The organism is Propioniciclava sinopodophylli, assembly GCF_004324755.1.
Classification (GTDB): Bacteria; Actinomycetota; Actinomycetes; order Propionibacteriales; family Propionibacteriaceae; genus Propioniciclava; species Propioniciclava sinopodophylli.
The window spans coordinates 1-18,949 of sequence record NZ_SDMQ01000016.1 but is presented as its reverse complement, the minus strand read 5'-3'; the positions used below and the strand labels follow the sequence as shown (position 1 = coordinate 18,949).

General features: G+C 71.5%; 18 protein-coding genes. 13 read left to right on the top strand and 5 right to left on the bottom strand.

Going from position 1 to position 18,949, the window contains the following annotated elements:
* The first annotated feature begins 4 nt into the window (after positions 1–4).
* Genes ureE through ET989_RS12985 form a run of 6 tightly spaced genes read left to right on the top strand, consistent with a single transcriptional unit; the run spans position 5 to position 4,621 of the window.
* A complete protein-coding gene (ureE, locus tag ET989_RS13010) occupies positions 5–499 on the top strand; it encodes an urease accessory protein UreE (RefSeq protein ID WP_131169691.1) in 495 nt (164 codons plus the stop codon).
* Between the two features lie 32 nt (positions 500–531).
* Positions 532–1,188 carry an urease accessory protein UreF gene (locus ET989_RS13005; protein WP_206662364.1) on the top strand — a complete coding sequence of 219 codons (657 nt, stop codon included), beginning with the start codon at positions 532–534 and terminating at the stop codon, positions 1,186–1,188.
* A 37-nt stretch (positions 1,189–1,225) separates the two neighbouring features.
* Positions 1,226–1,837, top strand: a complete 612-nt coding sequence (gene ureG, locus ET989_RS13000) for an urease accessory protein UreG (protein WP_131169687.1) — start codon at positions 1,226–1,228, stop codon at positions 1,835–1,837.
* Entirely contained in the window at positions 1,809–2,690 is an 882-nt protein-coding gene (locus ET989_RS12995) for an urease accessory protein UreD (protein ID WP_206662363.1), read from the top strand. Before ureG ends, ET989_RS12995 begins: the two co-directional genes overlap by 29 nt.
* A 9-nt stretch (positions 2,691–2,699) precedes the next feature.
* Positions 2,700–3,581, top strand: coding sequence for an urea transporter (locus ET989_RS12990; RefSeq protein WP_131169685.1), 882 nt, complete (start codon positions 2,700–2,702; stop codon positions 3,579–3,581).
* The gene (locus ET989_RS12985) at positions 3,578–4,621 is read left to right on the top strand and encodes a HoxN/HupN/NixA family nickel/cobalt transporter (protein WP_131169683.1); all 1,044 of its coding nucleotides are present in this window, start codon (positions 3,578–3,580) and stop codon (positions 4,619–4,621) included. The genes ET989_RS12990 and ET989_RS12985 overlap by 4 nt, the downstream gene beginning before the upstream one ends.
* A gap of 184 nt (positions 4,622–4,805) precedes the next feature.
* Here the strand turns inward: ET989_RS12985 and ET989_RS12980 are convergent, their stop codons facing one another.
* Positions 4,806–5,054 (bottom strand): NAD(P)-binding domain-containing protein, encoded by a 249-nt coding sequence (locus ET989_RS12980; protein WP_241656351.1) that lies wholly within the window; start codon positions 5,052–5,054, stop codon positions 4,806–4,808.
* Positions 5,055–5,261: 207 nt separating this feature from the next.
* Here ET989_RS12980 and ET989_RS12975 point away from each other — a divergent pair, with 207 nt between their 5' ends.
* Together ET989_RS12975 and ET989_RS12970 are read left to right on the top strand one after the other, a co-directional pair.
* Positions 5,262–7,262 (top strand): cytochrome c oxidase assembly protein, encoded by a 2,001-nt coding sequence (locus tag ET989_RS12975; RefSeq protein WP_131169681.1) that lies wholly within the window; start codon positions 5,262–5,264, stop codon positions 7,260–7,262.
* Complete coding sequence (locus ET989_RS12970; RefSeq protein WP_277751374.1) at positions 7,259–9,511, top strand: heavy metal translocating P-type ATPase; 2,253 nt, start codon at positions 7,259–7,261, stop codon at positions 9,509–9,511. The genes ET989_RS12975 and ET989_RS12970 overlap by 4 nt, the downstream gene beginning before the upstream one ends.
* A 144-nt stretch (positions 9,512–9,655) precedes the next feature.
* Here the strand turns inward: ET989_RS12970 and ET989_RS12965 are convergent, their stop codons facing one another.
* The 3 genes from ET989_RS12965 to ET989_RS12955 are packed head-to-tail and all read right to left on the bottom strand — an operon-like array spanning position 9,656 to position 13,066.
* On the bottom strand, positions 9,656–10,996 hold the full coding sequence (locus ET989_RS12965; RefSeq protein WP_131169679.1) for an MFS transporter: 1,341 nt from the start codon (positions 10,994–10,996) through the stop codon (positions 9,656–9,658).
* Positions 10,993–12,117 carry an AMP-binding protein gene (locus tag ET989_RS12960; RefSeq protein ID WP_131169676.1) on the bottom strand — a complete coding sequence of 375 codons (1,125 nt, stop codon included), beginning with the start codon at positions 12,115–12,117 and terminating at the stop codon, positions 10,993–10,995. Before ET989_RS12960 ends, ET989_RS12965 begins: the two co-directional genes overlap by 4 nt.
* Positions 12,118–12,127: 10 nt before the next feature.
* The gene (locus ET989_RS12955) at positions 12,128–13,066 is read right to left on the bottom strand and encodes a 1,4-dihydroxy-2-naphthoyl-CoA synthase (protein ID WP_131169674.1); all 939 of its coding nucleotides are present in this window, start codon (positions 13,064–13,066) and stop codon (positions 12,128–12,130) included.
* A gap of 41 nt (positions 13,067–13,107) precedes the next feature.
* Between ET989_RS12955 and ET989_RS12950 the strand changes: the two genes are divergently transcribed.
* The 5 genes from ET989_RS12950 (at position 13,108) to ET989_RS12930 (ending at position 17,979) form a co-directional block, all read left to right on the top strand.
* A complete protein-coding gene (locus ET989_RS12950; RefSeq protein WP_131169672.1) occupies positions 13,108–14,331 on the top strand; it encodes an isochorismate synthase in 1,224 nt (407 codons plus the stop codon).
* Entirely contained in the window at positions 14,331–15,278 is a 948-nt protein-coding gene (locus ET989_RS12945; protein ID WP_131169756.1) for an o-succinylbenzoate synthase, read from the top strand. Before ET989_RS12950 ends, ET989_RS12945 begins: the two co-directional genes overlap by 1 nt.
* A complete protein-coding gene (gene menD, locus ET989_RS12940) occupies positions 15,275–16,822 on the top strand; it encodes a 2-succinyl-5-enolpyruvyl-6-hydroxy-3-cyclohexene-1-carboxylic-acid synthase (RefSeq protein WP_131169669.1) in 1,548 nt (515 codons plus the stop codon). The genes ET989_RS12945 and menD overlap by 4 nt, the downstream gene beginning before the upstream one ends.
* Positions 16,823–16,983: 161 nt before the next feature.
* Positions 16,984–17,229 carry a hypothetical protein gene (locus ET989_RS12935; RefSeq protein ID WP_131169667.1) on the top strand — a complete coding sequence of 82 codons (246 nt, stop codon included), beginning with the start codon at positions 16,984–16,986 and terminating at the stop codon, positions 17,227–17,229.
* 33 nt (positions 17,230–17,262) lie between these two features.
* A complete protein-coding gene (locus ET989_RS12930; RefSeq protein WP_131169665.1) occupies positions 17,263–17,979 on the top strand; it encodes a type 1 glutamine amidotransferase domain-containing protein in 717 nt (238 codons plus the stop codon).
* 9 nt (positions 17,980–17,988) lie between these two features.
* Here the strand turns inward: ET989_RS12930 and ET989_RS12925 are convergent, their stop codons facing one another.
* Positions 17,989–18,531, bottom strand: a complete 543-nt coding sequence (locus ET989_RS12925; RefSeq protein WP_131169662.1) for an acyl-CoA thioesterase — start codon at positions 18,529–18,531, stop codon at positions 17,989–17,991.
* Positions 18,532–18,949: the final 418 nt, after the last annotated feature.

Genomic DNA, 18,949 nt, shown 5'->3' with positions numbered 1-18,949 from the left:
GCCGATGATCGTCACCCAGATCCTGGGCAACACCCACTCCATCGAGGGTGCCGCGCTCATCGACGGCGCCCACCTGGAGCGGGTGGTCCTGCCCAGTGCCGCCCTGGTCAAGCGCATCCAGCGCCTGACCACGGACCATGGCACCGAGCTGGGGCTGCGGCTCCCGCCCGGTGCCCCCGACCTCCGCGACGGCGACGTCCTCCTCGTCGACAACCCAGAAGGAGGAGGCCGCAATGCCGTCGTCGTCCAGGTGGAGCCCACCGACGTCCTGGTCATCGCCCCCACCAGCATCAAGGACATGGCCTTCGTGGCGCATAGCCTCGGCAACCGTCACCTCCAGGCCCAGTTCTTCGACGCCGACAGCGAGTACGGCGCACAGGTGATGGTGGTGCAGTACGACCACACGGTCGAGCAGTTCCTGCAGCACCACGGCACCCCGTACCAGCGCCAGGAGCGTGTCATGCCCGTACCCTTCCGTCACAGTGAGCACACCCACTAGTGGGAGCGCAGGAGTTGGGTGGGATGCTCGCCATGGCACAGCTGACGGACTCGGCGGTGCCGACCGGCGCCTTCAGCCACTCGCTGGGCTTCGAGACCTACCTCAGCCGTGGGGAGGTCGACTCCGCGGCCTCCTTCGCCGAGTGGCTGCGAATGTTCGTCGCCCAGCAGCTCACGTTCACCGACGCGCTGGCCATCCGGCTCGCCCATGGGGCCGCGGGCTTCGAGGAGGTCGCCGACCTCGACGACCTCCTCACCGCCCAGGCCCTGCCCCGACAGGTCCGCGAGGGGCAGGCGACCATGGGGCAGCGGCTGCTGTCCATCGCCGCCGAGAACGTCCCGGGCCCGTGGCTCGACGACTACCGCGCCCGGGTGGCGTCGGGCCGGCTGCACGCCCACCCGGCCCTCGTCCTCGCCGTGGTCGGGCGCAATGTCGGGCAGCGGGTGGACGACGTGGTCGCCCAGCACCTGTTCGCCACGGTGGTCTCCCTGACCCAGAACGCCGTGCGCGGCATCCCGCTGGGGCAGAACGCCGGACAGCGCGTCCAGGGGATGGCCCGCACGTGGGTCCTAACCGCTGTGGAACGCTCCGCCACGCTCACCCGAGAGGACCTGGGGGCCATCTCCCCCGGTCTCGAGATTGCCCAGATGCAGCACGAGAGACAACGAGCCCGGCTCTTCATGAGTTGAGCAGACCCCAACCCCAGTCATCCCCCAAGGAGGACCCATGGACCCCGTCATCATCGGAATCGGCGGACCCGTCGGCGCCGGCAAGACCCAGCTGATCGAGAGGATCTCGCGCGCCATGGCCGACGAGATCTCGATGGCCGCCATCACCAATGACATCTACACCATCGAGGACGCGAAGATCCTCGCCCGCAATTCCGTGCTGCCCACCGAGCGCATCATCGGGATCGAGACCGGCGGCTGCCCCCACACGGCGATCCGCGAGGACACGTCGATGAACGAGGCGGCCATCGAGGAGCTCAGGAAGCGCTTCGACGACCTCCGGGTGATCTTCGTGGAGTCCGGCGGGGACAACCTGTCCGCCACCTTCAGCCCAGAGCTGGTCGACTTCTCCATCTATGTGATCGATGTCGCGCAGGGCGAGAAGATCCCGCGCAAGGCCGGACAGGGCATGATCCGCTCGGACATGTTCGTGATCAACAAATCGGACCTCGCACCGCACGTCGGGGCCGACCTCGCGGTGATGGAGGCGGACTCCAGGGCCTTCCGGAAGGACAAGCCCTATGCCTTCACCAACTTGAAGACCGACGAGGGGCTTGACGTCGTGCTCGACTGGATCCGCCGTGACGTCCTCCTGCTCGACCTTGCCTGAGCGCGACCAGCCCTCGACGGGAGAGCTGGAACTGACCGTGGCCCGCCGAGGGGGTGTCAGCCACGCACGACACCAGTTCCACCGAGGTGCCCTGCGCATCCTGCGGCCGATCCACCTCGATGGTTCGGGCCAGGTCTGCTACACGGTGGTCAACCCCGGCGGAGCCTTCCTGGGTGCCGACCACTACCGGATGGACATCACCGTCAAGGAGAAGGCCTCGCTCCTGTTGACCACGCAGTCGGCCACCAAGGTCTACCGCACCCCGCAGGGGCCGGCCACCCAGGACGTGCGGCTGGTGCTGGGGCCGGGCGCCATCCTGGAGAACATCCCGGACCAGCTGATCATCTACCGCGACGGGAGCTACCGGCAGACCACCCGGGTCATCATGCATCCCGGGGCGAGCCTGGTCAGCGCCGAGGTGATCACTCCCGGCTGGTCACCCGACGGTGAGCGCTTCCGCTACCAGGAACTGCGCCTGCGCACGGAGGTGCGGGTGGGCGATGCCCACGCGAGCAGGATCTTCGCCATCGACCAGCTCCGGCTCGAACCCGGCGTCGACGCGCTGGACGGAGTCGGCCAGTTGGAGGGGCACTCCCACATCGGGCAACTCCTCGTCGTCGATTGGCGCGTCGACACCGAGCTCGTCGATGTCGTCTCCGGCCTGTGCGTCCAGAGCGGCCTTCGGGCGGGGGTGAGCAGTATCGGCATCACCACCGACGACGGGGTGCGGGGCCTGGTGGTGCGCAGCCTGGGACACCGCACCGAGGACGTCGTGCACCTCCACGAGAGCGTCACCAACCACGTCCGCCACCTGTGGCGGGGACAGGGTCCGCTGGCCCTGCGCAAGTACTAGGAGGTTCCCATGAGCACCAAATCCAGTCACCTCGGCTCGTTGCCCGAGCAGACGCTGCGCGGCATCGCCCAGGTCTTCTTCCAGGACAACGTCCTGACCGGTGTCCTGGTCCTCGTCGGGCTGGCCCTGGCAAATCCCCGGATGGCAGCCCTCGCTGCGCTGGGCTCCGTGGCCCAGACCGTCACCGGTCGGCTGACCGGGCGTCAGGAGGCCGCGGCGCGCGGTCTGATGGGTTACAACGGGGCGCTGGTGGGGGCCGCGGCGGCACTCGACGTGCCAGGGTGGACGGCCGCGCTCGTGACCATCGTCGGGGCGGCACTGTGTGTCCCGGTCCATGCGGCCTTCGCCTGCTTGCTGACCCGCGGCCCCCTGTCCCGACGTGACCTGCCCGTCGCGACCGCGCCCTTCTGCACGGTGGCCGGCGTGGTGCACGTGCTGGCCCAGCCCGCTGCGGGTGAGCCCCTGAGCGGCGGGGTCGCCCTGTGGCCGGGTGCGGTTCATGCGCTGTTCAACGGCATCGCCGAGGTCTTCCTGGCCGACGGCTGGCTGGTCGGTGTCGTGCTGCTTGCCGGCATTGCCCTGTCCTCGTGGAGGGCGGCCGTGTGGGGCCTGGCGGGCAGTGCACTCGCCGCGGCCATCGCCCTAACTGCGGGACTCGACCGCTCCGGTATCACGGCCGGCCTGTTCGGATACTCCCCCGTCCTGGTGGCGATGGGGCTGGGTGCCACATTCCTGGTGGAGCGCCGGCTGGCCTGTCGCATCCTGTTGGTCGTGCTTGGGACCGGCCTGGCGATCGTCCTGAAGCTGCTCATGGACACTACGGGGATTCCCGTGTACACGTGGCCTTTCGTCCTGACACTGTGGCTCGTACTGGGAGGTTCCACTCGATGAGCACCATGACCGTCCTCTACGACCATTTCGTGGTCCAGCGCGACCACCTGCCGCTGAGGACCCGGATCGCCTGCACCTTTGCTGCCGTGGCGTCACTGCACTTCCTTTCCGTGGGCCTGCTGTCGACGTCCTGGGTCTCCGGCGCCCCCGCCCTTGCCGCCGGAACGGTGCTGACCGCCTACCTCGCCGGGCTCAAGCACTCCTACGACTGGGACCACGTTGCCGCGATCGACAACTCTGTGCGCAAGTTCGTCAACGAGGGCGGGAATCCAGCCAGCGTCGGGTTCGCCTTCAGCCTGGGACACTCGACGGTGGTGACCCTGGCTGGCGCGCTGGTCGTGGCGGGGGCGCACTTCATGCAGGGGGCCTTTGTCGAGGGCGGGACCGCCAACCGAGTGCTGGGCCTCGTGGGCATGGGTGTCTCCGGCACCTACCTGCTGCTCCTGGGCCTGTTCAATGCCGCCGTGGCGCTTCGCCTGTGGCGGGGGCTTCGTGGGGGTCCGATCCTCGGCGGCCACCGGCACGACCTGGACCAGGCGGGCGGGTTGGTGGCTCGCCTGCTGGCCAGGCCGCTGCGCAGGGTCAGACGGCCTCGTGACGTCTTCGTGATCGGCTTCCTGTTCGGCCTGGGTTTCGACACAGCCACCACGATCGGCCTGCTGCTGCTCACCGTCGGGGCCTCGTTGGCGGGCGTACCGCCGCTGGCTCTGCTGGGCCTGCCGGTAGCCTTCACCGCCGCCATGACCCTGTGCGACAGCCTCAACGGCCTGGGCATGATGCACCTGTACCGGTCTGCGACGCTGGGTGCCGGCCGGCGGCTCCGCTTCAACGCGGTGGTGACCACCGTGTCCGCGGTCTCCGCCCTGTTCATCGCCACGATCACGCTGGGTGCCTTCGCCCACGACCTGCTGGGCCTCGACGACCCGCTGACCACGGCACTGGCCGGGGTGGACCTGGGCGACGCCGGACTGGGCCTCGTGGCCGTCTTTGCACTCCTCTGGGCGGGTCACCGGATGCTTGCGCGTCGAGGCGCCTGCTGACGCGGAATCACGGGACGCGGTGGGTCCACTCCGGGGTGGAGAACTTTGTGCGCACCAGCTCGGCGGCCTCGGCGGCTCGTCGTCGGTGAAGTCCCGCTCGACGCAGCGGAACTGACCTTGGAAGTAGGCCAGGAAGCTGTCGCTGATCGCCTCGCGGGTCATGCCGGTCTGGGAGCGCATCGGGTCAACCCGCTTGCTGGCGGACTTGGTGCCCTTGTCGCTCAGCTTCTCGCGACCGACCGTTCTCCAGGCCCCAGACGCCGCCGGAGACGCCGCAATCGATGAAGCGGATCCCCTTCGCGGCGAGCTCGTCGGCGAGCTTCTGGTCGTGAGTCCACTTGCTGTTGCCGCCGTCGATGATGATGTCGCCCTCCGACAGCCGGTCGCCCAGTTCACCGATGACCGCGTCGGTGATCCTGCCCGCGGGAACCATGACCCCACACCACGCGCGGCGCTCGGTCAGCTGCGCGACGAGATCCGCCTGGTCTTGGCGTCGGAGATCTCCGGGTTCGTGTCGTAGCCGACGACAGTGGGGGCATCGCGGTCAGGGGCCGGTGCCGCCGCGGACTAGACTCACGCCCGGAGCCGGCGCGCTCGCCGGTCGCCCCCTTTCGTCAAGGCCAACCCATCGAGGTAGTTCGTGAGCAGCACGTCCCAGTCGTCCTCCGTCGTCCCCAGCAGGCGCACCACCACCGTCCTGCTGGCCGTGGTGGGGGCCGTGGTGGCGGCCTACGTCGCCATCTGGCTGGTCGGGCTCGACCTCGCGACCAGGCCGCCGCTGCCGGCCCGCATCCAGTCGGACGCGACGACCGGGATCATCTCCCTGCTGGGCGACCTCACCGCCCGCCTGGCCGCGTTAGGCACCCTCGGCGTCCTGTCGGCCGTCGTCGGCTTCACCGCGCGCAACGAGGACCACACGCTCACCGACGCCGGACAGCGCCTGCTCCCGTGGGCCGGGCGGTTGGGCCAGGTGTGGTTCGCGGCGTCGGTGCTGAACACGTTCGCCAACCCCGCCTACGTCAACGGCGTCCCCATCCACACGACCATGCGTCCCGATGCCTGGTGGACCTTCCTGTGGTCCTCCCCCTCCGGCCTGGCGTGGTTGACCTCGGCGCTGATCGCGCTGGCGATCGTGGTGGCGTCCTACGCCAGCCGGCACTGGGCGAGCACCCTGATCGGGCTGGTCGCCGGCGTCATCGCGCTTGCGTTCGTGTCGGTCACCGGCAACGTGACCGTGGGCCTCAACCACGACTGGGCGACGGACGCCGCCGTGGCGCTAACGTTCACCGCGGTCCCGCTCATGACGGCCGCGCTCGGCGCCTGGCTGGGCGGCTCGCCGGCATCCGCCATGCGCTACCAGCGGCTGGTGCCGCCCCTGCTCGTCGTCGCCGTCGCCGGCCACGCCGTGGTGGCTTGGCAGCAGCTCGCGGGCGTCCCGCTGAACGCCACCCCGTATGGCCTGTGGACCATCGCGATCTTCGTCATCCTCGGGCTGTTCGCGCTGAGCTGGGCCGTCCGCCAGTTCGTCGGCGGACGGACGGCCGGCAGCATCGGGCGCGACGTCGTGCTCTCCGTCGCCTACGTCGCCTGCCTCACAGCCGAGAACCACATCCCGACCCCGCGCTTCCTCGAGCCGCAGTCGATCATGGTGAACTACCTCGGCTACGAGGTGACCGTGGCCCCGACCATCGAGAAGCTGGTCACCTTCGCCCGCCCGAACCTGTTGTGGGTGGCCGTGGTCGTGTTCGCGCTGGGCGCCTACCTGGCCGGCGTCCTGCGGGCCCGCTCACTGGGCCGCCGCTGGCCGATCGGGCGCACGATCGCGTGGGCCGCCGCCTGGCTGCTCACCCTGTTCCTCGCCGTCACCGGCCTGTGGGAGTACTCGACCGTCCAGTACAGCTGGCACATGGTCGTCCACATGACCGTGAACATGCTGGTGCCGGTGCTCGGGGTGCTGGGGGCCCCGCTCAGCCTCGTGCGGGCGGCGTCCACGCCGGGCGAGGACCACGTGTCGCTCGGCGACGCACTCGACTCGCTGGAGTCCCACCGCCTGTGGCAGACCCTGACCAGCCCGCCCGTCGCGTGGCTGATGTACGTCGGCAGCCTGTTCGCGGTCTACTTCACGCCGGCGTTCTCGTGGCTCATGAAGTACCACTGGGCCCACCAGCTGATGCTCATCTTCTTCATGATGACCGGCTACTTCTTCTTCACGATGATCATCGGGGCTGATCGCACCAGCAAGCAGCTCCCCCACCTGCTCAAGCTGGCACTGGTCATCTCGATCATGCCGTTCCACGCCGTGTTCGCCGTCGGCATCCTGTCGAGCCAGACGCTGCTGGGCGCCACCTTCTACGAGACCATCGAGGTGCCGTGGCTGGCCGACCATGCCGCGCTGATGGCCGACCAGAACATCGCCGGCCAGGCGTCGTGGTTCCTCGGCGAGGTACCGCTGTTCGTCGTGATCGCCGCGCTGGCCGCCCAATGGTTCCGCTCCGACAGCCGCGAGGCCAGCACCATCGACGACGCCGTGGACTCGGGCCACGACGACTCCTTCGACGCCTACAACGACATGCTCGCCGAGCTCGCCAAGCGCGACGAGCAGCGGGCCCGCGAGGCGACGCTGAAGCGGTTCGAGCCGTGACCGCCACCCCGGACGCCCCGGTCACCAGCGGCCTCGACCAGCGCGTGGAGCTCGACGTCTCCGGCATGACGTGCGCCGCCTGCGCGAACCGGATCGAGAAGAAGCTCAACAAGATGCCGGGCGTCCGCGCCACGGTGAACTACGCCACTGAGCGGGCGGTCATCCTCGGCCTGCCGCCGGAGAAGGCGACGGACGCCGTGGGCGTCGTGGAGGCCGCCGGCTACGGTGGCGCCCCTGTCGTCGAGGGCGAGGAGGGCCAGGGCTACGCCGACCGGGTGAAGATGCTCCGCAACCGGCTCATCGTCGCGGCGCTGCTCACCGTGCCGCTGGGCGACGTCGCGATCGTGCTGGCGCTGGCGCCGCAGATGCGCTTCCCGGGGTGGCAGTGGGTGCTGCTGGTGGCCGCTCTGCCGGTCGTGTTCTGGAGCGCCTGGCCGTTCCACAAGGCGGCCTGGCGTAACCTGCGCCACGGCTCCACCTCGATGGACACCCTCGTCTCCCTCGGCATCCTCGCCGCGTTCACGTGGTCCTTGGTGTCCACGATCCTCGGTGCCGAGGACACCACCGGCTACTGGCTCGGCTACGGCATCGCGCCGGCCGGCGCGGACTCGCTGTACCTCGAGGTCGCCGCGGCGGTGACCACCTTCCTGCTGGGTGGGCGCTACATGGAGGCCCGGTCCAAGAAGTCGGCGCGCTCCGTGCTCTCGGCGTTGGGACGCCTGGCGCCCTCGTCCGTGCGGGTCATCCGCGGCGGCGTGGAGTCGATCATCCCCATCGCCGAGCTGCGCGTGGGCGACCGCTTCGGCGTCCGCCCCGGCGAGCGCATCGCCACCGATGGCACCGTCGTGCTCGGTTCCTCGGCGATCGACACCTCGATGATGACCGGCGAACCCGTACCCCGCGAGGTCACCGAGGGCGACGCAGTCCTGGGCGGCACCATCAACACCAACGGCGCCCTGATCGTCACCGCCGACCGCGTCGGCGCCCACACCCAGCTGGCCCAGATGGCCGCGACCGCCGAGCAGGCGCAGGCGCGCAAGGCGGCCGTGCAGACGATGGTCGACAAGGTCGTGGGCTGGTTCGTGCCCGTCGTGCTCGTGATCGCCGCCGTGACGTTGGTCGTGTGGCTGCTCATCGGCGGCGGCCCGCGGGCGGCGTTCTCGGCGGCGTTGTCGGTGCTGATCATCGCCTGCCCGTGCGCGCTCGGCCTGGCCACGCCCACGGCGCTGATGGTCGGCGTGGGGCGCGGCGGGCAGCTCGGCATCCTGATCAAGGGCCCGGACGCCCTGGAGGCGTCCGGCGTCATCGACACCGTCGTGCTCGACAAGACGGGCACCCTGACCACCGGCGAGATGGCGGTCGAGGTCGTGCACGGGCACGGCGGGCACTCGGCCGAGTCCGTGCTGGAGCGTGCCGCCGCCGTGGAGCACCACTCCGAGCACCCGATCGCGCGCGCGGTCGTGGCCCGGGCGTCCGAGGAGGGGTTGGTCGTGCCGGACGCCGCGGGAGTCCGCGCACTGCCGGGGCTGGGCGCCGAGGGCGAGGTGGCGGGCGCCATCGTGCTCGTCGGCAACCCCGCGCTGTTCCGCGAGCGGGGCGTCCCGGTGCCGGAGTCGGTGGAGCGCGGCCTTGAGGAGTCAGCGGCCGCCGGGCGCACCGCGGTGCTCGTCGGTGTGGCCGGCGAACTCGTGGGCTCGATCGAGGTCACCGACAGCCTCAAGGAGTCGGCCGCCCCCGCGGTGGCCCGCCTCAAGGAGATGGGCCTGCGCACCGTCCTGCTGACCGGCGACCGTCGCGCCGCCGGCGAGACCATCGGCGCCCAGGTGGGCGTGGACGAGGTCATCGCCGAGGTGCTCCCCACCGACAAGTCGGCGGTCATCGAGCGCCTCCAGTCGGAGGGACGCCGCGTGGCGATGGTCGGCGACGGCATCAACGATGCCGCCGCCCTGGCCTCGGCGAACCTCGGCCTGGCCGTCGTGTCCGGCACGGACGTGGCGATGAAGTCGGCCGACATCATCCTCGTGCGCCGCGACCTGAACGTCATCCCCGACGCCATCGCGCTGGCCCGACGCACCCTGCGCACCATCAAGGGCAACCTCGTGTGGGCGTTCGGCTACAACATTGCCGCCATCCCCCTGGCCGCGCTGGGGCTGCTGAACCCCCTCATCGCCGGCTTCGCGATGTCGCTGTCGTCGGTGTTCGTGGTCTCCAACTCCACGCGCCTCCGTCGCTTCACGCCGGGCCGCTGACCCTGGCCGTCGGCGTAACGCCATCTCGACCACACGTCCCCGCACCGCCGACACCCAGCCACGGCGTTCACCCGTGCCACAGGGATTTGCCCCGTGGGTGCGGGCGCGGGCTGTGGTCCGATTGGCGCTACGCGCGCCGAGAACTCAGTCCAGGCCCGCCAAGGGCTCGTCGATCGAGAACCCCTTGGCTGCGACGGGGCGGGGCTGGGCGAAGTCACTGGTCTCGCTCATCCGCCAGTAGACCACCGCGGACACGACGCACAGCACGACCATGACGGCCTGGAAGACCCAGAAGGACCCGCGGGCCACCATGGCGGTGGCGAGCACCGGCGCGAGGCCCCCGAAGACGGCGACGGCCACGCCGTAGGGCAGCGAGATACCGGCGGTGCGCACCTCGGGCGGGAACTGCTCGGCCATCACGGCGGCGAGCGACCCCGCGTACGCGGCCAGCAGGACGGCGCTGACCGAGACCGCCACGAGCACGCTGGACATCGTCTGCCCGATCGTGTTCACCAGCGGGATGAACGACAGCGCCGACCCGATCGCGAAGAACAGCAGCAGCGGACGGCGTCCGAACCGGTCGGAGAGATAGCCCGACACCGGCTGCAGGATCGTGAACAGCGCCAGCCCGAGCATCGCAGCGAACTGGGCCGAACGCAGCTCGACGCCCGTGTGCAAGGTGAGCACCGACGGCAGCGAGATGAACCAGAACTGCACCAGCGCCGTCCCGGCTGCGACCAGCCCGATCACGCGCAGGGCGGCCCGCGGGTGCTCCTTCAGGACGGTGGTCAGCGGGTTGCGCACAACGCGGCCGGTGTCGCGGGTGCGGGTGAAGGCCTCGGTGTCGGGCACGGCCATCCGCAGCCACAGGCCGAGCAGGCCGAGGACGGCGCCGATACCGAAGGCCACCCGCCAGCCCCACACGGCCAGCGCCTCGTCCGACAGCGTGGCGAACATGATCGAGGCGAGCACCGAGGCCAGCAGCGTCCCGGCGCCGACGGAGACCTGCTGCCACGACCCGGCCCACGCGCGGCGTCCGCGCGGGGCGTTCTCGACGAGGAAGGCCGAGGACGTCCCGAACTCGCCGCCGGCCGAGAAGCCCTGCACGCAGCGCGCAAGGGTCAGCAGTACCGGCGCGGCGACGCCGATCTGCCCGTAGGTGGGCAGCAGGGCGATGAGCGCCGACGCTCCCGCCATCAGCAGGATCGTGAGCGTCATGCCCGCGCGGCGTCCGTGGCGGTCGGCGTACGAGCCGAGCACGGCCCCACCCAGCGGACGGAAGAAGAACCCGACCGCGAAGATGGTGAACCCCGCGAGGATCAGCGCGAAGCGATCCTCGAGCGGGAAGAAGGACGAGGCGAACACCGGCAAGAAGAAGCCGTACACCGACCAGTCGAACCACTCGACGAGGTTGCCCACCGTGCCGGCGAACAGGGAGCGGCGCCTCGTCCGCTCGCGCTGCTCACGCTCGGCGGTCTTCGTCATTGGTTTGTTCCCCTCACGAATCTCCGGGCAGCGTACTCGGCGACCGCCCGGCGATCCACCTTGCCGGTGGGCCGCAACGGCAGGGGTGCCAGGCCCAGCACGTCCTTGGGGCGCTCGGCCGGCGCGAGGTACGCGGTGGCGGCGCGCACGGCGTCCCTGTCGGGCAGGACACCGTCGGTCACGGCCACGACCCGCTGCCCCCACCGCTCGTCGGGGACGCCGACGACCACCCACTGCCCACCCAGCGCCGACAGGGCCGCCTCGACGGGCGCGGGGTGCACGTTGACCCCACCCGAAATAAGGACGTCGTCGGCCCGGCCGAGCACGGAGAGGCGCGCGCCGTCCCACGTGCCGACGTCGTTGGTGACCAACCAGCCGTCCGCGGCGAAGGGCTGGTCGGCCGACTCGAGGTAGCGGGTCAGCAGGGTCGGGCCCCCCAGATGGACGCGCCCCTCCACGACCCGGACGCCCACGCCGTCGAGCGGGACGCCGTCGTACACGCACCCCCCGGAGGTCTCTGTCGAGCCGTAGGTGCGGACGATCCGCGCCCCGGCCGCCGAGGCGCGCGCGGCGAGATCGGGGGCCAGCGCCGCCCCGCCGACGAGGATGGCCGCGAACCCCGCCAGCAGTTCGGGGGCCTCGGCGACCACGCCGTACAGCTGGGTCGGCACCATCGACAGGTAGTGCGGGACGGCTGGCGCCAACGCAGCGATCCCCGCCGCGAACAGGTCGACGTCGAAGCCGCCGGCGGGCGCGTACACGACGGGACGGTGCCCGGCCAGCGCGCTGCGGCGGACGACCTGGAACCCCGCCACCGAGTGCACCGGCAGCGACGTCAGCCACTGCCCGGGCCCGCCCAGGCGAGCGTGCGTGGCGTGGGCCGACGCCGCGAGCGCGGCCCGCGACAGGCCGACGAGGCGTCCGGTCCCGTCGGTCGACCCGGAGGTCTGGATGACGACGTCCACCCCGTCCAGGGGCTGGGTGATGCGCGCGACGGACGCCTCGAACGCGGCCCGGGTGGGGGCCATGACGAGCACGGGCCCCGGGGCGAGGAGGCGGTCGTACAACGTGTGGACGGCCTCGGCGGACGTGCCGCCGCCTCCCCAGGCGAGGTCGGTCATCGCAGGCAGGTCAGAAGTAGTAGGGGTAGCCCGTCCAGTCGGGGTCGCGCCGTTCGACGAAGGCGTCGCGGCCCTCCTGGGCCTCCTCGGTCATGTAGGCCAGTCGGGTGGCCTCGCCGGCGAAGACCTGCTGGCCGGCCAGCCCGTCGTCGGCGAGGTTGAAGGCGAACTTCAGCATCCGGATCGCCTGCGGGCTCTTGGTGGCGATGATTCGCGCGTACTCCAGCGCCAGATCCTCGATCCGGTCGTGGTCGGCGACCTCGTTGACCACGCCCCAGCGCTCGGCGTCCTCGGCGGAGTATTCGCGGGCGAGGAAGAAGATCTCGCGAGCCCGCTTGTCGCCGGCCTGGCGCGCGAGCAGGGCCGAGCCGTAGCCGGCGTCGAAGGAGCCCACGTTGGCGTCGGTTTGCATGAAGCGGGCGTGCTCGCGGGAGGCGATGGAGAGGTCGCAGACGACGTTCAGCGAGTGCCCGCCACCGGCCGCCCACCCGGACACCACGCAGATGACGACCTTGGGCATCGTGCGGATCAGCCGCTGCACCTCGAGGATGTGCAGGCGCCCGGCGCGGGCGGGGTCGATCTGCTCGCGGCGCTGCTGGGGCGCGGCCTCGTCGTCGGCGCCGTCCACCTCGTAGCGGTAGCCGTCGCGATCGCGGATGCGCTGGTCACCGCCGGAGCAGAAGGCCCAGCCGCCGTCCTTGGGCGAGGGGCCGTTTCCGGTGAGGATGACCGTGCCCACGTTCGAGGTCATCCGCGCGTGGTCGAGGGCGCGGTACAGCTCGTCGACGGTGTGCGGACGGAACGCGTTGCGCACCTCGGGGCGGTCGAACGCGATGCGCACGACGGGGAGGTCGGCCCCCTCGGCCGAGATGCCCCGGTGATAGGTGATGTCGGTGAAGTCGAAGCCTTCGACGGCGCGCCAACGGGTCGGATCGAACGGGTTCCCCATGGTGCGCCAGCCTATCGGCGGCGCGGGTAAGGTGGGCCTCCGTGACGACGGGAGCCGCTGGGCAGCACACCCTCCAGGTGCAGGAGCCGTTCGCGACCTCCTTGCGCCGGGGCCTCCCGCTGGTATGGGCGACCGGGTCGGGCGACGATCTCACCGCCACCCTCGGCTGGGGGGAGGCCTTCCGCGCCACCGCCCGCGGACTGGACCGCTTCGGAACCCTCGACGACGCGTTCACCCGCTGGGCTGCCAGGCAGGGGCCGGACGCCAACCCCGTGGCCTTCGCCACCCTCACCTTCGCCCACGACTCCTCGGCCGAGTCGGTCCTTGTCGTGCCCCAACTCATCGGCCGCTGGGCCGGTGGCGTCCTGACGGTCGCGTCCCAGGTGGCTGAACCCGTCGGAGCCCGCCTCCCCCGCCCCAGCGTGCCCGGCGAGTTCGAGGAACTCGAGCTGCTGCCCGGCACCCTGACGCGCCAGCGCTACCGGCAGGCGGTCGCAGCGGCCGTGGGGCGCATCGCCGACGGCGAGGTCGAGAAGGTGGTGATCGCCCGCGACCTGCTGGCCACCTCCCCCGACCCCCTCGACGTGCCCGCCCTCCTCGCCCGCCTGCAGGAGGCCAACACCGCCAGCTGGACCTTCCACGTCGACGGCCTGGTCGGCTCCTCCCCCGAGATGCTCGTCGCGACGACCGGCGACCGCGTCCACTCCCAGGTGCTCGCCGGCTCCGCACCCGTTACCGGCGACGTGGGACTCGACGACGTCACCGCCACCCGCCTGGCGGCGTCCGCCAAGGACCACGCCGAGCACGCATACGCGGCCCGCTCGGTGGCCGAGCGGCTGGAGACGGTGGCGACGGTCTCCACCCGCGACCCCCAGGTGAAGCGCCTGCGCCGCATCATGCATCTGGCCACCGACATCACCGGCACGCTGCACGACCACCACTCGGCACTCGCCCTGGCCGGCATCGTCCACCCGAGCGCGGCCGTCTGCGGCACCCCGACGGACGTCGCCTTCCGGGTGATCGCCGAGTTGGAGGGCTTCGACCGTGGCCGCTACGCCGGGCCCGTCGGCTGGGTGGACGCCCGCGGCGACGGCGAGTTCGTCATCGCCCTGCGCTGCGGTCAGGTCACCGCGGACGGCACCGCCATCCGCCTGTTCGCCGGCGGCGGCATCGTGGCGGGCTCGGTGCCCAGCGACGAACTGGCCGAGACGGCCCGCAAGTTCCTGCCGATGTACGAGGCGCTCTCGCCCGTGGACCGGCCGTGATTCTCATCTGGAGCACGCCCCTGCGTGACCGCTTCCGCAACCTGACCGCCCGCGACGGCGTCCTGCTCCGCGGCCCGGCGGGGTGGGGCGAGTTCTCCCCCTTCTGGGACTACGACGACGCCACCTGCGTCCCGTGGCTGCGCGCCGCGGTCGAGGCGGCGACGCTCTCGTTCCCGGAGCCCCGACGCACGAGCGTTCCGGTCAACGCCACCGTCCCAGCCGTGGGGCCGGAGCGCGCGGCGGAGATCGTCCGCGCGTCCGGCTGCGCGACGGTGAAGGTGAAGGTCGCGCAGGCCGGGCAGGAGCTGGCCGACGACCTCGACCGCGTCACCGCCGTCCGGGACGCGCTGGGCGCCGCCGGCCGCATCCGCGTCGACGCCAACGCCGCCTGGTCCGTCGAGGATGCCCTGGTCGCGCTCCCGCGGATCGACCGCGCCGCGGGCGGCCTGGAGTACGCCGAGCAACCCGTCGCCTCCGTCGAGGACCTCGCCCGCGTCCGCCGGGCCGTGTCGGTGCCGATCGCGGCCGACGAGTCGATCCGCAGGGCGTCCGATCCCTACGCGGTCGTGCGCGCCGAGGCGGCCGACGTGATCGTGGTGAAGGTGCAGCCGCTGGGCGGCGTCCGCGCGACGCTCGCTCTCGCCGAGGAGCTCGGCCTGCCCGTCACCGTCTCCTCCGCCCTGGAGTCCTCGGTCGGCATCGCCGCCGGCGTCGCGCTAGCCGCCGCCCTGCCGCGCACGAACGCGGCCGGACTCGCCACCGTCGCGATGTTCGCGGTCGACGTCACCACCGACCCACTGCTGCCGGTCGATGGCTCCCTGCCGTTCCGCCGCGTCACGCCCGATGCCGTGCCCCCGGCCCCGCCGGAGGTCGACCGCGCGTGGCGCGAGCGTCTCGACCGCGTCGCCGCGCTCGCCGGCATCGACCTGCACGAGGTGCTCGCATGACCGCCACGGGCATGGCCCGCGCGCTCGTCACCCAACTTGCCGCCGCGGGCGTTCGCGACGTGGTGCTGTCCCCCGGCTCGCGTTCAGCCCCGCTCGCCTACGCGCTGGCGGACGCCGAGGCCGCCGGCTGGCTGCGGACCCACGTCCGCGTGGACGAACGGACGGCCGGATTCTTCGCCCTCGGGATCGCCCGCGGCTGGGGGCTGCGGGGCGAGCCACGCGTGGTCGCGGTCGTGACCACGTCGGGCACGGCTGTGGCGAACCTGCACCCCGCCGTGTTGGAGGCCTCGCACTCCGGCGTCCCGCTGCTGGTGGTGAGCACCGACCGCCCGCACGAGTGGCACGGCACCGGCGCCAACCAGACCACCCGCCAGACCGGGCTGTTCGGCTCCGCCGTCCGCGCGACCGTCGAGCTGCCCTCCCGTGCCAATCCGGCCGCCGCCCGCGGGCAGGTGGCCCGCCTGGTCGCCGCTGCTCTCGGCACCCTCACCCGCGACCCCGGGCCGGCCCACCTCAACGTCTCCTTCGGCGAGCCCCTCGTCCCCGACGCCGCCTGGACGCCGGGCGACCTGCCCGCGCCCCTGCGCGTCGAGCCCGTTCCCGCGCCGTCCCCGACCCACCTCCCTGCCGGACGCCGCACGCTCGCCGTCGCCGGCGACGGCGCCGGCCCGGACGCGCACCGCCTCGCCACCGCGGCCGGCTGGCCCCTGCTGGCCGAGCCGTCCAGCGGCGCCCGCCTGCCGGGGGCGATCGTCGGCTACCTGCGCCACCTCGCCGCCGGGCTGGCCGACAACGTCGAGCGCGTCGTCGTGTTCGGACACCCGACGCTGAGCCGCCCCATCTCGTCCCTGCTCGGACGCCCGGGCGTCGAGGTGGTCGTCGTGTCCCCCACCGCGCGCTGGACGGACGTCACCGGCTCCGCGAGCCTCGTCACCGGCGCGGTCGCGGTGGCCGAGCCCACGGCGTCCGACCGCGCTTGGCTGCGTACGTGGCAGGACGCCGACGCCACCGCCGCGCCATACCCCAGCCCGATCCAACGGGCCGCCGCGGCCCTGTGGAACACCGAGGGCTGGCTCGTGCTGGGCTCCTCCAACACCGTGCGGGCGTTCGACGCGGTGGCGCCGGGTGCCCAGCGCGGGGCCCGCGTCGTGGCGAACCGCGGCCTGGCGGGCATCGACGGGTTGGTCTCGACCGCCCATGGGCTTGCGACCTGCCTGGGCGAGCCGGTCCGGCTGGTGCTCGGCGACCTGAGCTTCGCCCACGACGTCGGCGGGCTGGCGCGTGGCGAGACCGAGCCCGAGGTGGACCTGCAGGTCTTCGTGCTCAACGACCACGGCGGCGGGATCTTCGGCTCGCTGGAGCACGCTTCCGCAGAGCCGGCGATGTTCCGGCGCTACTTCACCACTCCCCAGGTGCAGGACGTCGTGGCGGCGGCCGTCGGGGTCGGGGCCCGGGCGTCCCGGATCGGCGTCGACGCACTCGCCGCGGCGCTGGCGCGTCCGATGGCGGGCCGCGAGGTGCTGGACGTGGACATCACCGCCTGATCCCCGAAAGTGGACACCCCGACCAACCGGGGTAGGCCTCCCCTCGTCCCCTGGGTGGACCCGGGTTCGCACCAACGGGGGAAGACGGGGTGGTGGCACCGGCGTAGCGTTCCTTGGTATCAGCCACCGCCCCCAGCAGGCCCCATCCCCAGGAGCTCGGAATGACCGCCGCCACCGTCGAACGCCCCGCCAGCACACGCCGCCCTGTGCAGTGGCGCTGGTTGGCCTTCTCGATCTTCATGGCCGGGCTGGCCATCATGCTCGGCATCATGACCAGTGGTGAGTGCTACCGCGGCGACTGCTCCGTCGCGTTCGCCGGCGGTCCCATCGGCTGGGTGGCCATCTCGGCGCTCGTGAGCCAGTCCGTGTGGGCGGGCGTGAAGGCCTTCCGCCCCGCTTCCTCCTGACGCATTTCCCCGACTGGCGCCTACGCTGGGCGCATGGCACGCACCAACGACATCCCGGCCCGCGTCCTCGTCGTCACCACGAGCGCCACCTCCTACGAGGCCGCCGGGTACCGCACCGGCCTGTGGCTCGGCGAGCTGACCCACTTCTTCGACGTCCTCGACGAGGCCGGCCACGACCAGACCATCGCGAGCGTCGAGGGAGGGCTCGTCCCCATCGACCCCGAGAGCCTGGCGGCGCCCATCCTCGCCCTCGGCGGCACCAAGAAGCGCTACGAGGACCCGGCCTTCATGGCGCTGCTCGAGCAGACCCCCTCCCTCGCCGACGTGGCCGACGAAGAGTGGGACGCCGTCTACCTGACCGGTGGCCACGGCACGATGTTCGACTTCCCGCACCACCCCGACCTGGCCCGCATCCTCGCCACCACGTTCGAGAACGGCGGCATCGTCGCGGCAGTCTGTCACGGCCCGGCCGGCCTGCTCGGGGTCGCGCTGTCCGACGGGACGCCGCTGGTGTCCGGACGCGCGGTCACCGGGTTCTCGTGGGCCGAGGAGAAGCTGGCCCGCCGCAACAAGGTGGTGCCGTTCCGCCTTGACGAGGCGCTCAAGGAGTACGGCGCCAAGTACACCAAGGCGCTGCGCCCGATGGCCGAAAAGGTCGTCGTCGACGGCAACCTCGTCACCGGTCAGAACCCGATGAGCGCTACCGGCGTGGCCGAGAAGGTCGTCAAGCTGCTGCGCAAGCGCGGCTGAGGGGTCCGGTCAGACCGCCCGACTGACGTCCAGCGTCGGCGAGCCGATCTTCGTGGATTCGGTCCAGCCGGCCAGCCAGTCGGGCAGGTCGTGGCCGGGGAACGCCCCGATGAGCTCCTCGAGCTCGGCGTGCTCGACCGAGCCGCCGCCCTTCTTGAGGAAGCGCGCCCGCACCACGGCGTGCGCGTGCACGGTCTCGCCGACCACGAAGGTCTGGTCGAGGTAGATCCAGCGGTCGTCCACGCCCAGCACGCGCGTGAGCAGGTCGAACCGCTGGAACGGGTTGAGCGAGCGCCGGTAGGTGATGGTCTGCCCGGCGACCACCGGGTACCAGCCGCGTTCGGTGACCTTGGCCCACATCCCCGAGCGCAGCATGAGATCCATGCGGCCGAGGTCCATCAGCGTGAGGTACTTGCCGTTGTTCATGTGCAGCAGCAGGTCCAGGTCGGTCGGGACTACCCGAAACGGCGTCCGGACCGTGTCCCACGGGCCCACGCGACGAGCGGTGAGCAGCCGGAGCCTCAGCAGCAACAGGCGCCAGTACAGATTCATGCGCCCACCCTAGGGCAGGGACAACAGAGCCCCGCCTGACAAGACTGTCAGCCAGGGATTCTAGGGGAACTAAGGGGATTCGAACCCCTGACCCTCTCATTGCGAATGGCATCTGGCCTTGTGAAAACCTGTTTCGGAGGCAATTGGAGCCGTGCGGGCGAGCAGGACCGTGCATGTCTTGCACCGCCGGGGCAATGTCGGGGCAACGTCAGGCGCGGGACCTCGAGTGGGCATGCGTCCAGCTCGGGAAGATGGAGGATCTGAACGCGGGCACCGCCCGACCGCCTTCAATGGGCTGACCCCGTTTCGTAGGTCCGGTCGTTATGCGAGTCGTCCTGTTGCCCGCGGTGGCGGGCAGGGAGACTGGTCAGATCATGACGAACAGTAGGAAGCGTCACACTCCGGAGCAGGTCGTCCG